Origin of the sequence: Rugamonas brunnea (assembly GCF_014042345.1) — a bacterium.
GTDB lineage: Bacteria > Pseudomonadota > Gammaproteobacteria > Burkholderiales > Burkholderiaceae_D > Rugamonas > Rugamonas brunnea.
Genome location: NZ_JACEZT010000004.1, coordinates 21,360 through 38,149, shown reverse-complemented (window position 1 = coordinate 38,149; position 16,790 = coordinate 21,360). Strand labels below are relative to the sequence as shown.

14 protein-coding genes are annotated in these 16,790 nt (G+C 67.7%); 8 read left to right on the top strand and 6 right to left on the bottom strand.

The window, feature by feature from the left end; translation table 11 throughout:
• Window positions 1–59: 59 nt before the first annotated feature.
• Window positions 60–998, bottom strand: coding sequence for a nucleoside recognition domain-containing protein (locus H3H37_RS25750; protein ID WP_182161081.1), 939 nt, complete (start codon window positions 996–998; stop codon window positions 60–62).
• A gap of 93 nt (window positions 999–1,091) precedes the next feature.
• Between H3H37_RS25750 and H3H37_RS07580 the strand changes: the two genes are divergently transcribed.
• From H3H37_RS07580 to H3H37_RS07570, 3 genes are all read left to right on the top strand, one after another.
• Window positions 1,092–2,240, top strand: a complete 1,149-nt coding sequence (locus H3H37_RS07580; protein WP_182161079.1) for an alpha/beta fold hydrolase — start codon at window positions 1,092–1,094, stop codon at window positions 2,238–2,240.
• A gap of 91 nt (window positions 2,241–2,331) precedes the next feature.
• A complete protein-coding gene (gene gluQRS / locus H3H37_RS07575; protein ID WP_182161077.1) occupies window positions 2,332–3,240 on the top strand; it encodes a tRNA glutamyl-Q(34) synthetase GluQRS in 909 nt (302 codons plus the stop codon).
• A gap of 66 nt (window positions 3,241–3,306) precedes the next feature.
• Complete coding sequence (locus H3H37_RS07570) at window positions 3,307–4,896, top strand: CYTH and CHAD domain-containing protein (protein WP_182161075.1); 1,590 nt, start codon at window positions 3,307–3,309, stop codon at window positions 4,894–4,896.
• 45 nt (window positions 4,897–4,941) lie between these two features.
• On the opposite strand, the gene H3H37_RS07565 is transcribed toward H3H37_RS07570, so the two are convergent.
• The gene (locus H3H37_RS07565) at window positions 4,942–5,919 is read right to left on the bottom strand and encodes a LysR substrate-binding domain-containing protein (protein ID WP_182161073.1); all 978 of its coding nucleotides are present in this window, start codon (window positions 5,917–5,919) and stop codon (window positions 4,942–4,944) included.
• 115 nt (window positions 5,920–6,034) lie between these two features.
• Here H3H37_RS07565 and H3H37_RS07560 point away from each other — a divergent pair, with 115 nt between their 5' ends.
• The 5 genes from H3H37_RS07560 (at window position 6,035) to H3H37_RS07540 (ending at window position 11,619) form a co-directional block, all read left to right on the top strand.
• Complete coding sequence (locus tag H3H37_RS07560) at window positions 6,035–6,733, top strand: HAD family hydrolase (RefSeq protein ID WP_182161071.1); 699 nt, start codon at window positions 6,035–6,037, stop codon at window positions 6,731–6,733.
• A gap of 103 nt (window positions 6,734–6,836) precedes the next feature.
• Window positions 6,837–8,135, top strand: coding sequence for an NAD(P)/FAD-dependent oxidoreductase (locus H3H37_RS07555; RefSeq protein ID WP_182161069.1), 1,299 nt, complete (start codon window positions 6,837–6,839; stop codon window positions 8,133–8,135).
• A 276-nt stretch (window positions 8,136–8,411) separates the two neighbouring features.
• Entirely contained in the window at window positions 8,412–8,945 is a 534-nt protein-coding gene (locus tag H3H37_RS07550) for a DinB family protein (RefSeq protein WP_182161067.1), read from the top strand.
• Between the two features lie 18 nt (window positions 8,946–8,963).
• Window positions 8,964–9,965, top strand: a complete 1,002-nt coding sequence (locus H3H37_RS07545) for a 2-hydroxyacid dehydrogenase (RefSeq protein WP_182161065.1) — start codon at window positions 8,964–8,966, stop codon at window positions 9,963–9,965.
• 283 nt (window positions 9,966–10,248) lie between these two features.
• A complete protein-coding gene (locus tag H3H37_RS07540) occupies window positions 10,249–11,619 on the top strand; it encodes a DUF3422 family protein (protein ID WP_182161063.1) in 1,371 nt (456 codons plus the stop codon).
• A gap of 40 nt (window positions 11,620–11,659) precedes the next feature.
• Here H3H37_RS07540 and H3H37_RS07535 read toward each other — a convergent pair whose 3' ends face one another.
• The 4 genes from H3H37_RS07535 to H3H37_RS25745 all read right to left on the bottom strand — a co-directional run bounded on the left by H3H37_RS07535 (window position 11,660) and on the right by H3H37_RS25745 (window position 16,787).
• Entirely contained in the window at window positions 11,660–12,769 is a 1,110-nt protein-coding gene (locus tag H3H37_RS07535; RefSeq protein WP_182161061.1) for an ABC transporter substrate-binding protein, read from the bottom strand.
• Window positions 12,770–12,941: 172 nt separating this feature from the next.
• Window positions 12,942–13,943, bottom strand: a complete 1,002-nt coding sequence (gene yjfF, locus H3H37_RS07530) for a galactofuranose ABC transporter, permease protein YjfF (protein WP_182161059.1) — start codon at window positions 13,941–13,943, stop codon at window positions 12,942–12,944.
• Complete coding sequence (locus H3H37_RS07525) at window positions 13,940–14,980, bottom strand: ABC transporter permease (protein ID WP_375539992.1); 1,041 nt, start codon at window positions 14,978–14,980, stop codon at window positions 13,940–13,942. Before H3H37_RS07525 ends, yjfF begins: the two co-directional genes overlap by 4 nt.
• 127 nt (window positions 14,981–15,107) lie before the next feature.
• On the bottom strand, window positions 15,108–16,787 hold the full coding sequence (locus H3H37_RS25745; protein ID WP_229218718.1) for a sugar ABC transporter ATP-binding protein: 1,680 nt from the start codon (window positions 16,785–16,787) through the stop codon (window positions 15,108–15,110).
• Window positions 16,788–16,790: the final 3 nt, after the last annotated feature.

Below are 16,790 nucleotides of genomic sequence, written 5' to 3'. Positions count from 1 at the left end.
CGCGCTGCAACAATGGTGAAAAGTGAAGCGAACCGCTAAGCGAACAATCAAGTGAGCAATTAAGCGAACGCCAGGTGGGCCGCTGTGCGCAGCGCGATGCCGGTCAGCGCACCGAACGCGGCCGGCCGCCATACGGCCGCCACCCGCCGCCCGGACGAGATCAGGATAGCCACGCCGGGCAAATCGAAGGGATTGAGCAGGAAGCCTGCGCTGCGGTTCAGCATGGCTGCGTTGGCCGCGCCGCGCCGTATCATTTCATCCATCACGCCCATCCAGGCCGTGGCGCCGCCGAGGAACTTGGTCACGGCCGGCAGGATCATGGCCGGGTCCAGCCGCAGCCAGGCCATGGGCGCGGCCAGCGCGCGCGTGAGCAGGTCGATGGCACCGGCCGAGCGCAGCATGGTGACGGCCACCAGCGACAGGATCAGCATGGGCAGCGCGGCCACGGCGATGCGGAACGATTCGGCTCCGGCCCGGTTGATCACGTCCAGCACGCCCTTGGCGTCCTCCGCCACCGGATGGGGCACGGACTGGTCCACGCTCAGTTCGGCGCCGTTCAGGTGCCGGCCGTACACGTAATACGCCGAGGCCGAGGCGGCCAGCCCGCCGGCCAGCGCGCACAGCAAGGTGAAACCGAAGTGCAGGCCCATGGCCGTCATCGGGATCGAGATATTGGCCTGGGCGGCGGCCAGCACCAGCGCCAGCGTGGCGGCCAGGTGGCGGTCGGACGCGCCGCGCTGGTCCATCATGGCCAGCGTGGCGATGGGCGCGGCGAAGCTGACAAAACTGATCTGCAGCATCGCAAAAATGGACAAGCCCGTCAGCCCCAGCGGACGCAGCAGCGGCGCCAGGCGCGCCACCAGCCAGTCCAGGATGCCTTTCGCCTCCAGCAGGCGCATCAGCGACAGCATCACCACCATCACGGGCAGCAGGATGAAGAAAGCCAGTTCCACGGCCGATTTGCCGGCCCGCAAGATGATGTCGGTGAGCAGTTCCATGGCCGCTATCTTAACCGCTGACACGCTTTCCGGCCCGGGCAAAGAAGTTTATTATTTCTCAACTCGCATTTTCCACCCGTTCAAGGAGCGCGTATGAAGCTGGCATGGCTGGGTTTGTTATTGATGTGCATGAACATGGCGCAGGCAGAAACGCCATCCGCGCCGACCGCGCCACCGGCGCAGGCCGATGCCGCGCAAGTGGCGAAGGACGCCGCCAACTACCGCAAGGCCAGGCAGGCCGTGGCCGACCTGGAGAAGATCAGCGCCCCGTCGGGCATCCAGGAAACCTACAAGACCATGATCGGCGGGGTCGAGCAGTGGCTCAACGTGCGCGGCCAGGACCGCGACCAGCCCATGATCCTGTTCGTGCACGGCGGCCCCGCAGCGCCGGCCATGCCCACCATCTGGCAGTACCAGCGTCCGATCGAGGAATACTTCACGGTCGTCAACTGGGACCAGCGCGGCGCCGGCAAGAGCTACGCCGAGACCGACCCGAACGTTGTCGGCGACACCATCCATATCCCGCGCTACATCGACGACGCCATCGAAGTGGCCGAATTCCTGCGCAAGAAGTACCACAAGGACAAGCTGATCCTGATGGGACACAGTTGGGGCACCGTGGTAGCCATGGGCGCCGCGCTCAAGCGGCCCGACCTGTTCTACGCCTACGTGGGCATGGGCCAGGTGATCAGCGTGCGCGAAAATGAGGGGGTCAGCTTCGACTACGCGCTGCAACAGGCCAAGGCCCACAACAACACCGAGGCGCTCAAGGAATTGCAGTCGATCGCGCCCTACCCCGGCAACCAGCCCATCACACGCGAGCGCATCATCCTGGCCCGCAAATGGCCGCAGTACTACGGCGGCATGACGGCCTACCGCAACGAGTCCGACTACTATTTCGATGGTCCCCTGCTGTCGCCCGAATACACGGCCGCCGACGTGCACAACATCGACCGGGGCAACCTGCTGACGCTGGGCCGGCTGCTGCCCGAGTTCGTGCAGGTCGACTATTCCCCCGTGCGCAGCTTCCCCATCCCGGTCATCATGTTCATGGGCCGCCACGACTACACCACGCCGTCAGAGCCGACCGCGCGCTGGCTGGCGCAGGTCAAGGCGCCCTACAAGCAGGGCGTGTGGTTCGAGCACGCGGCCCACATGATCCCGTGGGAGGAGCCGGGCAAGGTGCTGGTCAGCCTGCTGCGCTATGTGCGGCCGCTGGCCGAACCGGCACGGAAAAAATAGCGCCACCGGTAGCACCACAGATTGCACCGAAGCGCCAGCCACGACCGCGCCGCGCCACCGCAGCCGGCGCGGCAGGCGCTAAAATTGCGGTATGACAGTTTCCGCATCCCCCTACATCGGCCGCTTCGCCCCCTCCCCCACCGGCCCGCTGCACCTCGGTTCGCTGGTGGCCGCCATGGCCAGCTACCTGGACGCGCGCGCCCACGGCGGCCAGTGGCTGGTCCGCATCGAAGACGTGGACGGCGACCGCAACGTCGATGGCGCCGACCGCCACATCCTCGCCTCGCTGCAGCGCTGCGGCATGCAGTGGGATGGCGACGTGACCTGGCAGAGCCAGCGCACCGCCCTGTACGAGGCGGCGCTGCGCCAGCTCGAAGCGGCCGGCGCCGTCTATCCCTGCGGCTGTTCGCGCAGGGAGATCGCCGACTCCCAGCTGACCCTGAGCGCCCGGCAGGCGCAGGCCAACATCTATCCCGGCACCTGCCGCCACGGCCTCGCGCCCGGCAAGACGGCGCGCGCGCTGCGGCTCAAGGTGCCGCAGTCGCCGCACTGCGTGATCGGCTTCGAGGACCGTTGGGCCGGTTACGTGAGCCAGGATTTGACGGATGACGTGGGCGATTTCGTCATCAAGCGTGCCGACGGCTACTGGGCCTACCAACTGGCCGTGGTGGTGGACGACGGCGCGCAGCACATCACCGATATCGTGCGCGGCGCCGACCTGCTCGACTCCACGCCGCGCCAGATCTACCTGCAACGGTTGCTGGGCCTGCCGCAGCCGCGTTACCTGCACGTGCCGGTGGTCGTCAATGAGCGGGGTGAAAAGCTGTCCAAGCAGACAGGCGCGCAAGCGTTCGACACGGGCGCCGCGCCGGAACTGCTGCTGCGCGAGGCGATACTGCCGGCAGCCCGCTTCCTCGGCCTCGACCTGCGGGCCGACACGCTGGATGCGTTCTGGCGCGCCGCCGTGCCGGCATGGCAGCAGTTGCGCCATCCGGCGTGACGCGGGGCGAGCGACCGGCCCGGACGAATTCAACTACACTGGAAGATCACCCGCATCCGCATCCCCATGGAAGTCGAACTGAAACTGCTGCTTGATCCGGCCGATAACGGCAAGCTGGTCCACCATCCGCTGCTGGCCGCCCACGCGCGCGCGCGCGGGCGCAAGGCGCCGCTCACAGCCCGCTATTTCGACACGCCAGGCCTGCACCTGCTGCGCCAAGGCGCGGGCCTGCGCGTGCGCCAGGTCGAAGGGCAATGGATACAGACCATGAAGGCCGGCGGCAGCGTGCAGGGCGGCCTGCACGCGCGGCTTGAATGGGAAGGCCCGGTGCCGGACGACGTGCCCCGGCTGGGCAAGCTGCGCAAACTGATCGGCGACGATCGGCACTGGCTGGCCGTGCTGGACGCGCCCGATCTCAGGCAGCAACTGGCGCCGCTGTTCTCGGTCGAGGTGGCGCGCAGCACATGGGAGCTGGACTACGACGGCAGCACCATCGAACTGGTGCTCGACGAAGGCCGCATCAGCCGCCAGGGCCGCCACCTTCCCGTCAACGAAATCGAACTGGAACTGAAGGCCGGCCATCCGGCCAGCCTGTTCGCGTGCGCGCTGGCCTTGCTGGACAGCCTGCCGCTACAGGTCAGCAACGTCAACAAGGCCGAACGCGGCTACGCGCTGTGCCTCGACAAGCCACTGGCCGCCGTCAAGGCCGCCCCGCTCACGCTGGAACGCGACGCCACCACAGGCCAGGCGTTGCAAGCCGTGCTGGCCAACTGCCTGCGCCACATGCAGGACAACGAAGCGGCCGTGATCCACGGCCACGACAGCGAAAGCCTGCACCAGTTGCGGGTGGGTGCGCGCCGCCTGCGTTCCGCGCTGCGCCTGTTCGCCACGTGCGCGCCCTGCCCGGCCGCGCTGCTGGCCGACCTCGCGTGGCTGGGCACGGAACTGGGCGCGGCCCGCGACTGGGACGTGCTGGCCACCACCACCCTGCCGCGCGTGCAGGACGACACGGTGGACCTGGCGCCGCTGCAAGAGCAAGTCATCGCGACAGCGCACCACCACCGCCGCGCCGCCGCGCACGCCCTGCAATCGCCCCGCTACGCGCGCCTGATGCTGGGACTGAACCTGTGGCTGCAGCAGTTGCAGCTGGCCGCCGCCTGCGCACCGTCGAAGCACAATCCGCTGGCGCGTCCCGCCGCCGCGTTCGCGCAGCACACCTTGGGGCGGCTGCACCGCAAGCTGCTGCGCCGCGCCGCGATCGCGCGCAAGGCGCTGGGTGCGAGCGGCGATGCCGGTGCCAGTGCGCGTGACGCAGCCGCGCGTGCCGTGCACCGGCTGCGCATTGCCGGCAAGCGGTGCCGCTACGGCGTGGAATTCTTCGCGTCGCTGCTGCGGGCCGGGGCCACCCGGCGCTACCTCGACCACCTGTCCGCCATGCAGGACGAACTGGGACGCGACAACGACCTGGTGGTGGCCGACCGGCTGCTGCTGCAATGCCAGCAGGACGCGGCCGCACCGGACCGCAGCGCGCACGCTGCGCTGCCCTACGTGCGCGGCTACCTGCGCGCCCTGCACGCGCAGGATGCGGCGGCCCTGCACGCGGCCTGTGGCGCCGTGCGCCACACCACGCTGCCCGGACTGGCCCGGCAGTCCTGAGCCATCGCTGGCCTTCCTGAGCAACCTTTTACCACTCCGAGTCCCTTATTCGTCCGCCGCCACGCCGCCCGCGCGCGGCTTGCGCTGCCGGCCCAGCTGCTTGTACAGGCCTTCCAGTTCGCGCCGCACCAGTTCCTGTCCGTGCTCGATCACGAAGTCCTGGAACGCCGCCGCCACCTTCGGAATCGGCTGATCGGTCAAGTGCATCACATGCCAGTCCGCCTCCACCGGATGCTCCTGCATCGGCAGGATGGCCAGCAGGCCCGCCTCGAACTCCAGCCCGCACGCGTGCACCGACAAAAAGCCAATGCCCAGCCCGGCCGACACCATGCGCTTGATTGCCTCATTGCTCGACACTTCGGAACCGAAATTGAGCGGATGCCCGGCCTCGCGGAACAGGCGCTCGATGGCCGTGCGCGTGCCCGAACCGCGCTCGCGCACCAGCAGGTTGGCCGCCATCACATCGTCCAGCGTCAGCTTCTTTTTCTTCATCAGCTTGTGCGACGGACTGGCCACGAACGCCATCGGGTGGCGCGCGAAGCGGGCCGCGTTGGTGCGCAGCTCGCGTGGCGGCGTACCCATGATGGCCAGGTCGATCTCGTGCCGCGCCAGCATGTTGACGATCTCGGCCCGGTTACCCACCTGCAGTTTCAGGCGCACGTCGGGGCGCTCCATCGTGAACGGCACCAGCAGCGGCGGCAGCAGGTGCTCGGCCGTCGTCACGGCGCCGATGCGCAGCGTACCGCTGGTCACGCCGCGCAGCGCCGCCAGCTCGTCGGCGGCCTGCTCCCACAGCCTCAGGATGCGCTCGGAGAACTCCAGCATCACCTCGCCGGCCGCCGTCAACTGGATGTTGCGGCCCACCTTGCGGGTCAGCGCGATGCCCGTGATCTCCTCCAACGTGCGAATTTGCAACGAAATGGCGGGCTGGGTCACATGCAGCGCATCCGCCGCGCGGGACACGCTTTCATGCCGCGCCACGAGGGTAAGCGCCTCCAATTGGCGGAAACTGGCGTGATGCATAAGCTTTTCCTTATCAATTATCAAAAATCTTTAATTTTTCTTTTGTTCATTCTACCCCTATATTGACACTCATCTAACGTTATCTTCCCACTGCGACCTAAACAGAAAGCGCGATATGAGCATCGACGTCATCTTCCTCGGCCTGGACGGTGTGCTGTTCGACACCGAAGCCCTGCACCTTGCAGCCTGCAACGCCGCCTTCGCGGAAGCGGAATTGTCGCTGCGCTGGACCTTGCCGGCCCTGCGCGCGGCCGCCGCCACCCACGGCTACGCCAACGCCATCACGGCCGCCGTGGCCGGCGCCGGCCTGCGCGACAAGGCCGCCGTGGCCGCGCTGCACGCCGGGAAGCACCGTCAATTCCAGTTGGCTGTGGCGGCCAACCCGCCCAAGGCCTCGCCGGCCGCGCTGGCCCTGATCGACGACGCGCTGGCCGCCGGCTGCAAGCTGGCCGTGCTGTCGGACCTGCCGGCCCCGGTGACCGCCGCCCTGCTCGAACACTGCTTCGGCGCCGACGTCACCAGCCTGTTCTCGGTGGTGGCCGGCGGCGTCGGCTTCGACGACCAGGCCGGCCCCGGCCCCTTCGGCCACGCGCTGCATGCGATGGGCATCGAAGCGGCGGCCGCCATTGCCATCGACACGGTGGCGCCGGCCCTGAAGGCGGCGCAACAAAGCGGCCTGTGGACCGTATCGGTGGCGCCGTATGGAGCCGATGTAGTACGCCCGCAGCAATTCATCACCTTCGATGCGCTGCGTGAACTGCGAACCAGCCCGTTCACAGTCAATCCGCAGCAAGCGGACAGCCTGGCAGCATAGAGCAACGTAGCACGGACGGCGGGCGCCGGACGCCTGCCGCCGGCAGGCGCAGCACCAGCGACGCGGTCACACCTTTTCATCAACCTTTTTGGGAGACGACAGCATGGAGACCATCGTTATCGTAGGAGGCGGCGCCGGCGGACTGGAACTGGCCACCCGCCTGGGCGACACCCTGGGCAAGAGCGCACGCGCACGCGTGCTGCTGATCGATCGCGCACCGGGGCACTTCTGGAAACCGCTGCTGCACACGGTCGCTTCGGGCAAATGCGACCCGCAAGTGACGCAGGTGGAATTTGCGGCCCAGGCGGCGGCCCACCATTTCGACTTCGTGCAAGGTGAGGTGATGGCCGTGGACCGCGCGGGCCGCAGCATCGAGCTGGCGCCCCGTTGCAGCGACGGGCTGGAAGTGCAGCCACGCCGCCGCCTGCCCTACGACAAGCTGGTGCTGGCCCTCGGCTCCGTCACCAATTTCTTCAACGTGCCCGGCGCGGCCGAGCATGTGCTCACACTGGAAAACGTCAATCAGGCTGAAGCCTTCCGCAAGCGCTTCGTGGCCGCCTGCATCCAGGCCGGCGAACGCAAGGCCCGTGGCGACGCGGCGCAGGGCCAGGTCCATGTGGTGATTGTTGGCGGCGGCGCCACCGGCGTCGAGCTGGCGGCGGAACTGAGCCACAGCGCCCGCGCACTGGCCCAGTACAAGGTGCACGCGCTGGACCCACTGCGGGACGTGCGCATCAGCGTGATCGAACGCGGCAAGTTCCTGCTGCCGCACCTGCATCCGCGCCAGTCGGTGCGGGCCGCGCGCCATCTCACTTCGCTGGGAATCGACGTGCTGACGGAAACGGCCGTGTCCAGCGTCTCGCCCCATGCCGTGCATGACGCGGCCGGCCATGCGCACCGCGCCGACCTGACCTTGTGGGCGGCCGGCGTGGAAGGCCCGGCCCTGTGCGGCACGCTGGGCCTGCCCGTGAACCGCATCAACCAGATCGTGGTGGACGCCACCTTGCGCGCGCCCGGCGACACGGCCATCTACGCGCTGGGCGACTGCGCCAGCTACACCTGCCCCGTCAAGGGCGCGGTGCCGCCGCGGGCGCAGGTGGCGCACCAGCAGGCCATGTTCCTGGCCGACCTGCTGGCGCGGCGCGACGCGCCGGGCGGCTTGGACTTCCGCTACCGCGACTACGGCTCGCTGGTGTCGCTCGGCCCGCTGGCCGCCGTCGGCGTGCTGTCGGGCGCCGTGACGGGACGCCGCATCCAGGTCAGCGGCGCCACGGCGCGGCTGCTGTACCGCCTGATGTACCAGAAGCACCTGCTGGCCCTGCACGGCATGGCGCGCATGGCTGTCCACACGCTGGTGGACTGGCTGCGCGCCAAGCTGGTGCCGCCGGTCAAACTGTACTGATCTGCTTCCGCGCGACTGGGCCTGGCCTAGTCGCGCGCTTCGTCCGCCTTGCGCATGCAGGCAATCAGCACCAGGTTCACGACGATGCTGGCGCCCAATCCCACTATCCCTACCACTGCCAGTATTTCGCTCATGGCGCTCCCCTGAACTCAAACTCTCCCGTTGTGTGCGCGGCCGCCGCAGATGACGCGCCGCAGGCTTTACTGTAGCCGAATTTGCAATTTGGCGCTGAAGGCGGGACAATTCCCTATCGACACCGATATCCTGGAGCACTGCATGAGCTTGAGCGAAAACCTGACCCTGCTGGCCGACTACAACGCGGCCATGAACCAACGCATGTACGAAGCGGCGGCCCAGTTGCCGGAAGAAGAATTGCTGGCCGACCGGCGCGCGTTCTTCGGTTCCATCCTCGGCACCCTGAACCACCTCGTGGTGGGCGACACGCTGTGGCTGCAGCGCTTCTCCCACCACCCCGCCAACTTCGCGGCGCTGGCGCCGATGCGCGACATGCCCGCGCCGACGGCCCTGTCGCAGATGCAGTTCTATGAGCTGGGCCACTGGCACCCGCACCGCATGGAGCTCGATGCCATCATCAACGCCTGGGTGCGCGAAGTGCGTGAAGAGCACCTGGCCCACGTGCTTGAATACACCAACACCAAGGGCGTGGTGGCGCGCAAGCGCATGTCCAGCCTGGTGCTGCACTTCTTCAACCACCAGACTCACCACCGGGGCCAGGTCACGACCATGCTGTCGCAAGCCGGCATCGCATTCGGCGTGACCGACCTGCTGGCCGGCATCCCCGACGAGTAAGCGCAGAACCGCTCCACCATGCAGATCGCCGTCTACAGCACCCAGCCCTACGACCGTCGCTTCCTCGACGAAGCGCTGGCCCATCACGCGCCGCACGGCGACATCACGCTGCGTTATTTCGATGCGGCGCTGGCGGCCGACACTGTGCCGCTGGCCCAGGGCTGCCAGGCCGTCTGCGTGTTCGTCAACGACGTCCTCGATGCGCACGTGCTGGAAGCCTTGCACGGGCTGGGCGTGCGGGCCGTGTTGCTGCGCTGCGCGGGCTTCAATAATCTCGACGTGCACGCGGCCGAACGCCTGGGCATGTTCGCGGCCCGCGTGCCGGCCTACGCACCGGAGGCCGTGGCCGAACACACGCTGGCGCTGGTGCAGACGCTGAACCGCCACACCCACCGCGCCTACAACCGCGTCCGCGAAGGTAACTTCGCGCTCGACGGCCTGCTGGGCGTGACCCTGCATGGCAAGACGGTGGGCATCGTCGGCCTGGGGCAGATCGGACTGGCCACGGCCCGCATCTTCCACGGCCTCGGTTGCCGCGTGCTGGGCCACGACCCGGCGCCCGATCCCCATTTCGCCGCGCTGGGCAAGCTGGTGGCGCTGCCGGCCCTGCTGGCCGCGTCCGACATCGTCACCCTGCATTGCCCGCTGCTCGACAGCACGCGCCACATGATCAACCATGCCAACCTGGCGCGCATGAAGCCGGGCGCCATGCTGGTCAACACCTCGCGCGGTGGCCTGATCGAGACGGCCGCCGTGATCGACGCGCTCAAGTCGCGCCACCTGGGCGCGCTGGCCATCGACGTGTACGAGCAGGAAAGCGCGCTGTTTTTCCGCGACCGCTCGGGCGACATCCTCGACGACGACGTGTTCCAGTTGCTGCTCACCTTCCCCAATGTGCTGGTGACGGGCCACCAGGGCTTCTTCACGGTGGAAGCCATGCGCGAGATCGCCGCCACCACCTGGCACAACCTGGACTGCTACCTGCGCGGCGCGCCGTGCGCCAACCGCATCAGCTGTTGAGGGGCACCCGCGTTGTCGCCGGCCAACACCATCGGCGCCGACGCCGAAATGGACCGGGACAGCCATGGCGACATTGTGGGACAGGTGCTGTTCACAGTGTTCCGTCCCGACACAAAAAACGGCGTCCGGGACGCCTCGCAACAGCTGGCCGCGACCGTCCCGCGCTACCCGGCAACGTGCCGCGCAACGTTGTATAGACAGTCGTGCCATCACACGGTTGTGCCCGTTTGGGCGGGCCGATATACTGCTTCGCAACCATCCATCCAACCGCCCTGGTGCGCCCATGTCCGACGCTTACCGCGACCACACCGACTTCGCCAAACTTAACCACGCCCTGCGGGTGCCGCTCGCGGCCGAAATCCACTCCCGTCCATTCCTCAAACTGGACGCGCCGGAGACGCTGACCCACTTCGCCCTGTATGCGCCGCAGGAGGCCACGGCCGGCGCCAACCACCGTGCGGCCCAGCACGTGATCCTGCAGGAGCTGTGCCGCCACTTCGGCGTGGCCGTGCCGCATCCGCAGGCGCGCTACTTCTACCACGACTTCGGCCGCTTCCGCCTCAAGTGGGAATGCCACACGGAGTTCGCCACCTACACCTTCGTCGAACAGGCGCAGGCCGGCGCCGACTGGCGCCATGCGTTCCGCCAGCCGCCGCTGCGCCACGTGCCGCAGGAATGGCTGGCCAGCCTGCACGGCAAGATCATCGTGGCGGCCCACGTGGCGCTGACCAACGGCGACGGCGACCAGCCGGCCGACGTGGCGGCCATGCGCGAACTTTTCCAGGGCAACCTGGTGGGCAGCAGCGTGGAGCACGGCGGCGAGATCTGGACCGACTTCCTGATCCAGCCGGACGGCTTCTCGCGCTTCGTGGTGCGCGACCGGACGCTGCGCGAATCGCAGGCCGGGCGCCTGGTGGGCAAGCTGCTGGAAATCGAAACCTACCGCATGATGGCGCTGCTGGCCCTGCCCCAGGCGGAAGCGACCCAGCCAGCCCTGAACGCGGTGGAAAATGAACTGGCCGGCCTGACGGCCACGCTGGTGCAAAGCGACCATGACGTGTCCACCACCGCGGTGACGCGCGACAGCAAGGAGGAGCAGCAGCTGCTGCACCGCATCACCAGCCTGGCCGCGCGGGTGGAAGAACTGTCAGTCAACAACAGCTACCGCTTCGGCGCGGCGCAGGCGTATTTCAGCCTGGTGCAGGCCCGCATCCAGGAGCTGCGCGAAGTGCGCATCGAAGGCATGCCCACGCTGGAGGAATTCATGGGCCGGCGGCTGGCCCCGGCCATGCACACCTGCACCTCGGTGGCGCGCCGGCAGGAAGCGCTGGCCACCCGTATCGCGCGCAGCAACGACCTGCTGCGCACCCGGGTCGGCATCGAACAGGAACGCCAGAACCGCCAGATCCTGCAATCGCTGGACACCCGCTCGGCCCAGCAACTGCGCCTGCAGCAAGCCGTGGAAGGCTTGTCGGTGATGGCCATTTCCTACTATTCGCTGGGACTGGTGGGCTACGCGGGCAAGGCGCTGAAGGCGGCCAACCTGCCCGTCAACCCGGAGCTGCTGACTGGCCTGATGGTGCCGCTGGTGATGGCCGGGGTCTGGCTGTTCCTGCGCAAGCTGCACAAGCAACTGCACACGGCGCGCCACTGAGCGCGCTCCCCTCCTCCGCCCGCCTGAGCGCTTCGTTCGCTTAGTGCGGGCGCAGCGGGACGGCGGTGCCGTCCTGCACCTGGGTCAGGTAGACCCGGTTCCAGCCCTGGTGCTCATGCGCGCTGAAGGAGACCTGGTTCTCGCCCAGCGTCATCCTCAACTGTTCCAGCGCCTTCAACAAGTGTTCGCGCGTGGGCGCGTTGCCGCAACGGCGCAGCGCCTCGACCAGCAGCATCGCATCCGCATAGCCTTCCAGCGAACCGTAGTTGCGCGCGGCCGGCACCACGTCGGCCTGGTACTGGCGCACCAGCGGGTCGCTGGCGTCGGACGGCGACGGCATCACCTGGCTCAGGATCACGCCCTCGCCATCCACGCCCGCGTGCTTGATCAATTCGCTGGTGCCGGTGAACGACACGGCCATGAAACGCGACTTGAGCCCGGCCGAGCGGGCGCGCCGCAGCAGCATGGCCAGCGGACGGTAGGTGCCGATGAAGATCACCGTGTCCGGCGGCTGGCGCAGCAGCTTGTCCAGGCCCGCGCTCACGTCGATGGTATTGCGCTGGAAGCGCACTTCCTGCGCCAGTTTGAGATTACGCTTTTGCAGCGCGCGCAGCACGCCGGCCTTGCCCGCCTCGCCGAATTCATCATCCTGCAGGAACAAGGCGATGCGCGCTTCCGCATGGCCGGCCGTGGCCTGGGCCACCAGCGCTTCCGCTTCATCGTAATAAGAGGCGCGCAGGTTGAACACCACCGGCTGCACGGGATGACGCAGGAACTCGGCGCCGGAGAACGGGAACAGATAGGGCACGCCGCGCTGCACGGCCAACGGCACGGCGGCGGTGGAGGTGGGTGTGCCGACGTAGCCGAACAGGGCGAACACCTTGTGCACGTCCAGCAGGGTGCGGGTGGCGGCCACGGTCTGCTGGGGATCGTAGGCATCGTCCATGCTGACGAGGTTAATGCGGCGGCCATTGACGCCGCCGGCCGCGTTGATCTTGTCGAGATAGGCATGGGCGCCGGCCCGCAGTTGCAGTCCCAGGCCGGCGGCCGGGCCGCTGAGGGCATTGGCCATGCCGATCCGGATCACGCCCGGTTCCACACCGTTGTCGGCACGGCAAGCGGCGCACGCGGCGACCAGCATCCATGCCATCAACAGCCGCCATCGTCCCATCGCTCGCCTCGCCAGTCTCGTTATATCCTGAGAGTATCAACAAGGCAGCGGAGGTTGTCAAACGCCAAGTTTTTTCCGGCGGACGGCCGGGGCGCGGGCCGCGCCCGCCGTTGCGTGCCCGAGACAAGTGGCCACGGGGCCGTCGATTTGGTCAGGACAGCCGCCCGGCCCGGCCCGCCGCGCCCATGGCCAGCACCCGCTGCACCAGGCAAAACAGGAACAGCAGCCCGCCGATCACGATCCGGGTCCACCAGGAACTGAGGGTGCCGTCGAAGGCGATCAGGGTCTGGATGGTGCCCAGCACCAGCACGCCCGACAGCGCGCCCGCCACATAGCCGTAGCCACCGCTCAGCAAGGCGCCGCCGATGACGACGGCCGCGATCGCGTCCAGCTCCGTGCCCTGCGCGTGCAAGCCATAACCGGACAGCATGTAGAACGCGAACAGCACCCCGGCCAGCGCCGCGCAGGCGCCGCTGCAGGCATAGATCAGCACCTTGGTGCGTGCCACGGGCAAACCCATCATCCGGGCCGACTGCTCGTTGCCGCCGATCGCGTACACGGTGCGGCCAAACGCCGTGAAATGGGCGAGCCAGATGGCCAGCGCCAGCACCAGCAAGGCCACCACCGCGCCCGGCGACAGGTAGCCGCCAGGCACGCCAAGCTGGGTGCGCGACATCAGCACGAACAGCGGATCGTCGATGGTGATCGAATTAATGCTGATCAGATAACACAGGCCGCGCGCCAGGAACATGCCCGCCAGCGTGACGATGAACGGCTGCAGCCGGAAATAGTGGATCAACGCGCCCATGGCCGCGCCCAAACCCGCCCCCAGCGCCAGCACCAGCGCGATCACCAGCAGCGGATGCACATGCCAGCGGTGCAGCAGCGTGGCCGCCACCATGGTGCTCAGCGCCAGCACGGAGCCGACCGACAGGTCGATCCCGCCGGACAGGATCACGAAGCTCATGCCGACCGCGATCACCAACAGGAAGGCGTTGTCGATCAACAGGTTGAGCAGCACCTGCGGCGCCAGCAGGCCGGGATACGCCGCGCCACCGGCGCCCAGCAACAGCACCAGCAACAGCAAGGTAGCCACGGAAGTGAAGTACGGCGACGCCAGCAAGGCCCGCCCGCGCATGGTCAACTGGTTCATGCCGCACCTCCGTTCGCGCCGCGAGGGAACACGCGCCGCCACATATTGCCCGCCTCCGGCGATTGCGACAGGCACACCAGGAACACGACCACCGACTTGAGCACCATGTTCACTTCCGGCGGCCAGCCCAGCGAGTAGATGGTGTAGGTCAGGGTCTGGATGATGAGCGCACCGAGCACCCCGCCCAGCAGGCTGAATTTGCCACCAGCCAGCGAGGTGCCGCCCAGCGTAACGGCCAGGATGGCGTCCAGCTCCAGCAGCATGCCGGCGTTATTGGCGTCCGCGCTCTTGATGTTGGAGCAGATCATCAGGCCGGCCAGCCCGGCGCAGGCGGCGCAGAACAGGTAGACGAAGAACACCAGCATGGCCGTGCGCACGCCGGCCAGCCGCGCCGCCACCGGGTTGATACCGACGGCCTCGATGAACAGGCCCAGCGCCGTCTTGCGCATCAACAGGGCCGTGACGATGAACACCACCGCCACCAGGTACAGCGCGAACGGCAAGCCAAACAGGTAGCCACCTCCGATGAAGAAGAACGGCTGGTAATAGACGGTGACGATCTGCCCGTCCGTCAGCAACTGGGCCAGGCCGCGCCCGGCCACCATCAGGATCAGCGTGGCCACGATCGGTTGCAGGCCCAGCCCCGCGACCAGCAAGCCGTTCCAGGCGCCGCACAGCAAGGCCGCGCCCATGGCCAGGCACAGCGCCCACGCCATCGGCATATTGCTCACGTAACGGGGCACGCCATGGTCTATCGTCAACGTGCCGCCAATCAGCATGGCGGCCACCGTGCCGCTGATGGCCACCACGGCGCCCACCGAGATGTCGATGCCGCGCGTGGCGATCACCAGCGTCATGCCGAGCGCCGCCAGCATCAGCGGCGCGGCGCGGTTGATGATGTCGATCACGCTGCCGTACAGGTGGCCGTCGCGCAGCGTGAGCCGGAAGAAGTCCGGCACCAGCAGCAGGTCGAACAGCAACAGCAGCGCCAGCGCGGCGGCGGGACGGGCCAAGGGGTGGCGAAGAAACAGCGCCACCAACGATAGCCAGGCCGACTTTGCCGAAGTTGCGCCCCCTGGCGATCCTGCTGATCCTGCCGATGTGGCCGCGAGCGGACCACGTGATGCCAGCAGGCGCGCATTGGCCGCTGGCGGATTCAAGGTTTCATGCACAATGCTCTCCCGCCGCGATCACTTGCAGCACCGAGGTTTCGTCCAGCGCGCCGCGCTGGTATTCTCCGCACGCCTTGCGGTCGCGCATAACCAGCACGCGGTCGCTGTAGCGCAGCACTTCCGGCAGTTCGGAGGAGATGAACAGGATGGCCATGCCCTTGCGGCACAGTGCGGCCACGTAGTCCATGATCTCCTGCTTGGCGCGCACATCGATGCCGCGCGTGGGCTCGTCCAGGATCAGCATCTTCGGCGCCGTGGCCAGCCAGCGCGCCAGCAACACCTTTTGCTGGTTGCCGCCCGAAAGCAAGCCTATCGGCGTTTCGATGCTGGCTGTCTTCACGCCCAGCGCCTGCACGTATTCCCTGGCCAACGCCTGCTGGCGTTGCAGCGGGATGGGGCGCAGCAGTCCGGCGCGCGCCTGCAACGCCAGCGCGATGTTCTCGCGCACGCTCAGGTCGAGAATCGCGCCTTCATGCTTGCGGTCTTCGGAGCAGAAGCCCACCCCGGCTGCGATGGCGTCGCGTGGCGAATGGATAGGGCGCGCCTTGCCATCGATGGCGATAGCGCCGCTGTCGGCCCGGTCGGCGCCAAACAGCAGCCGCGCCGTCTCCGTGCGACCGGAACCGAGCAGCCCGCACAGGCCCAGCATCTCGCCCTGGTGCAGCGCGATGTCGAGTGGCGCCAGCGCCCCCTTGCGGCCCAGCCCCACCGCACGCAGGAAGGGCCCGCCGCCAGCCTGGGCGGGCGTGGCCGCATTGGCCGCATTGGCAGCATTGGCTGCATTGGCAGCATTGGCTGCATTAGCTGCCTTAGCAGCGTTGGCAGGATCGGCGGCATTGGCACCGTCGCTTGCATTGGCACCGTCACTCGCATGCCCCCCTTCCCTCGCATTGGCAACGGCCGCCGTATCGGCGCCGGCATCTGCAGGCGCGCCTATCATTTTGTTCACCAGCGCCAGCCGGGACAGCTCGGCGCAGGTGTACTCCCCTTCCCGTTCACCGTTGCGCATGACGGTGATGCGGTCCGAGATGGCGTAGGTCTGGTCCAGGAAGTGGGTGACGAACAGGATCGCCATGCCCTGCGCGCGCAACTTGCGCAGCACGGCAAACAACAGCTCGACCTCGCATTCGTCCAGGCTGGACGTGGGCTCGTCCAGGATCAGCACGCGCGCCGAGACGCTGATCGCGCGCGAGATCGCCACCATCTGCTGGATCGCCAGCGGATAGCGCGCCAGCGGCGCCGTCACGTCCACCTCGATCTGCAATCGCTTGAGCAGATCCGCAGCCTGCCGCCGCATGCTCCCCCAGTCGACCGCGCCCCACTTGCGCGGATAGCGGCCGATGAAGATGTTCTCCGCCACCGACAGGTTGGGGCACAGGTTCACTTCCTGGTACACGGTGCTGATGCCCAAGTGCTGGGCATCCAGCGTGGAGGCCGGACGTATCGCCCGGCCGTCGAGCAGGATCTGGCCCTGGTCGGGCGTGTACACGCCGGTCAGCACCTTGATCAGCGTTGACTTGCCGGCCCCGTTCTGGCCCATCAGCGTATGCACTTCGCCCGGGTACAGGCGCAGCGCGACGTTGTTCAGGGCCTTCACACCGGGGAAGGACTGGCAGATGCCGCGCAGCTCCAGCACCGGCGCTGCACCGGCGCCACTGAGGGACATGCTCATGGC

Bases quoted from the DNA above. Each gene is read 5' to 3' on its own strand.
- H3H37_RS25750 (WP_182161081.1), bottom strand. From the start codon at position 998: ATGGAACTGCTCACCGACATCATCTTGCGGGCCGGCAAATCGGCCGTG.
- H3H37_RS07580 (WP_182161079.1), top strand. From the start codon at position 1,092: ATGAAGCTGGCATGGCTGGGTTTGTTATTGATGTGCATGAACATGGCG.
- gluQRS (WP_182161077.1), top strand. From the start codon at position 2,332: ATGACAGTTTCCGCATCCCCCTACATCGGCCGCTTCGCCCCCTCCCCC.
- H3H37_RS07570 (WP_182161075.1), top strand. From the start codon at position 3,307: ATGGAAGTCGAACTGAAACTGCTGCTTGATCCGGCCGATAACGGCAAG.
- H3H37_RS07565 (WP_182161073.1), bottom strand. From the start codon at position 5,919: ATGCATCACGCCAGTTTCCGCCAATTGGAGGCGCTTACCCTCGTGGCG.
- H3H37_RS07560 (WP_182161071.1), top strand. From the start codon at position 6,035: ATGAGCATCGACGTCATCTTCCTCGGCCTGGACGGTGTGCTGTTCGAC.
- H3H37_RS07555 (WP_182161069.1), top strand. From the start codon at position 6,837: ATGGAGACCATCGTTATCGTAGGAGGCGGCGCCGGCGGACTGGAACTG.
- H3H37_RS07550 (WP_182161067.1), top strand. From the start codon at position 8,412: ATGAGCTTGAGCGAAAACCTGACCCTGCTGGCCGACTACAACGCGGCC.
- H3H37_RS07545 (WP_182161065.1), top strand. From the start codon at position 8,964: ATGCAGATCGCCGTCTACAGCACCCAGCCCTACGACCGTCGCTTCCTC.
- H3H37_RS07540 (WP_182161063.1), top strand. From the start codon at position 10,249: ATGTCCGACGCTTACCGCGACCACACCGACTTCGCCAAACTTAACCAC.
- H3H37_RS07535 (WP_182161061.1), bottom strand. From the start codon at position 12,769: ATGGCATGGATGCTGGTCGCCGCGTGCGCCGCTTGCCGTGCCGACAAC.
- yjfF (WP_182161059.1), bottom strand. From the start codon at position 13,943: ATGAACCAGTTGACCATGCGCGGGCGGGCCTTGCTGGCGTCGCCGTAC.
- H3H37_RS25745 (WP_229218718.1), bottom strand. From the start codon at position 16,787: ATGAGCATGTCCCTCAGTGGCGCCGGTGCAGCGCCGGTGCTGGAGCTG.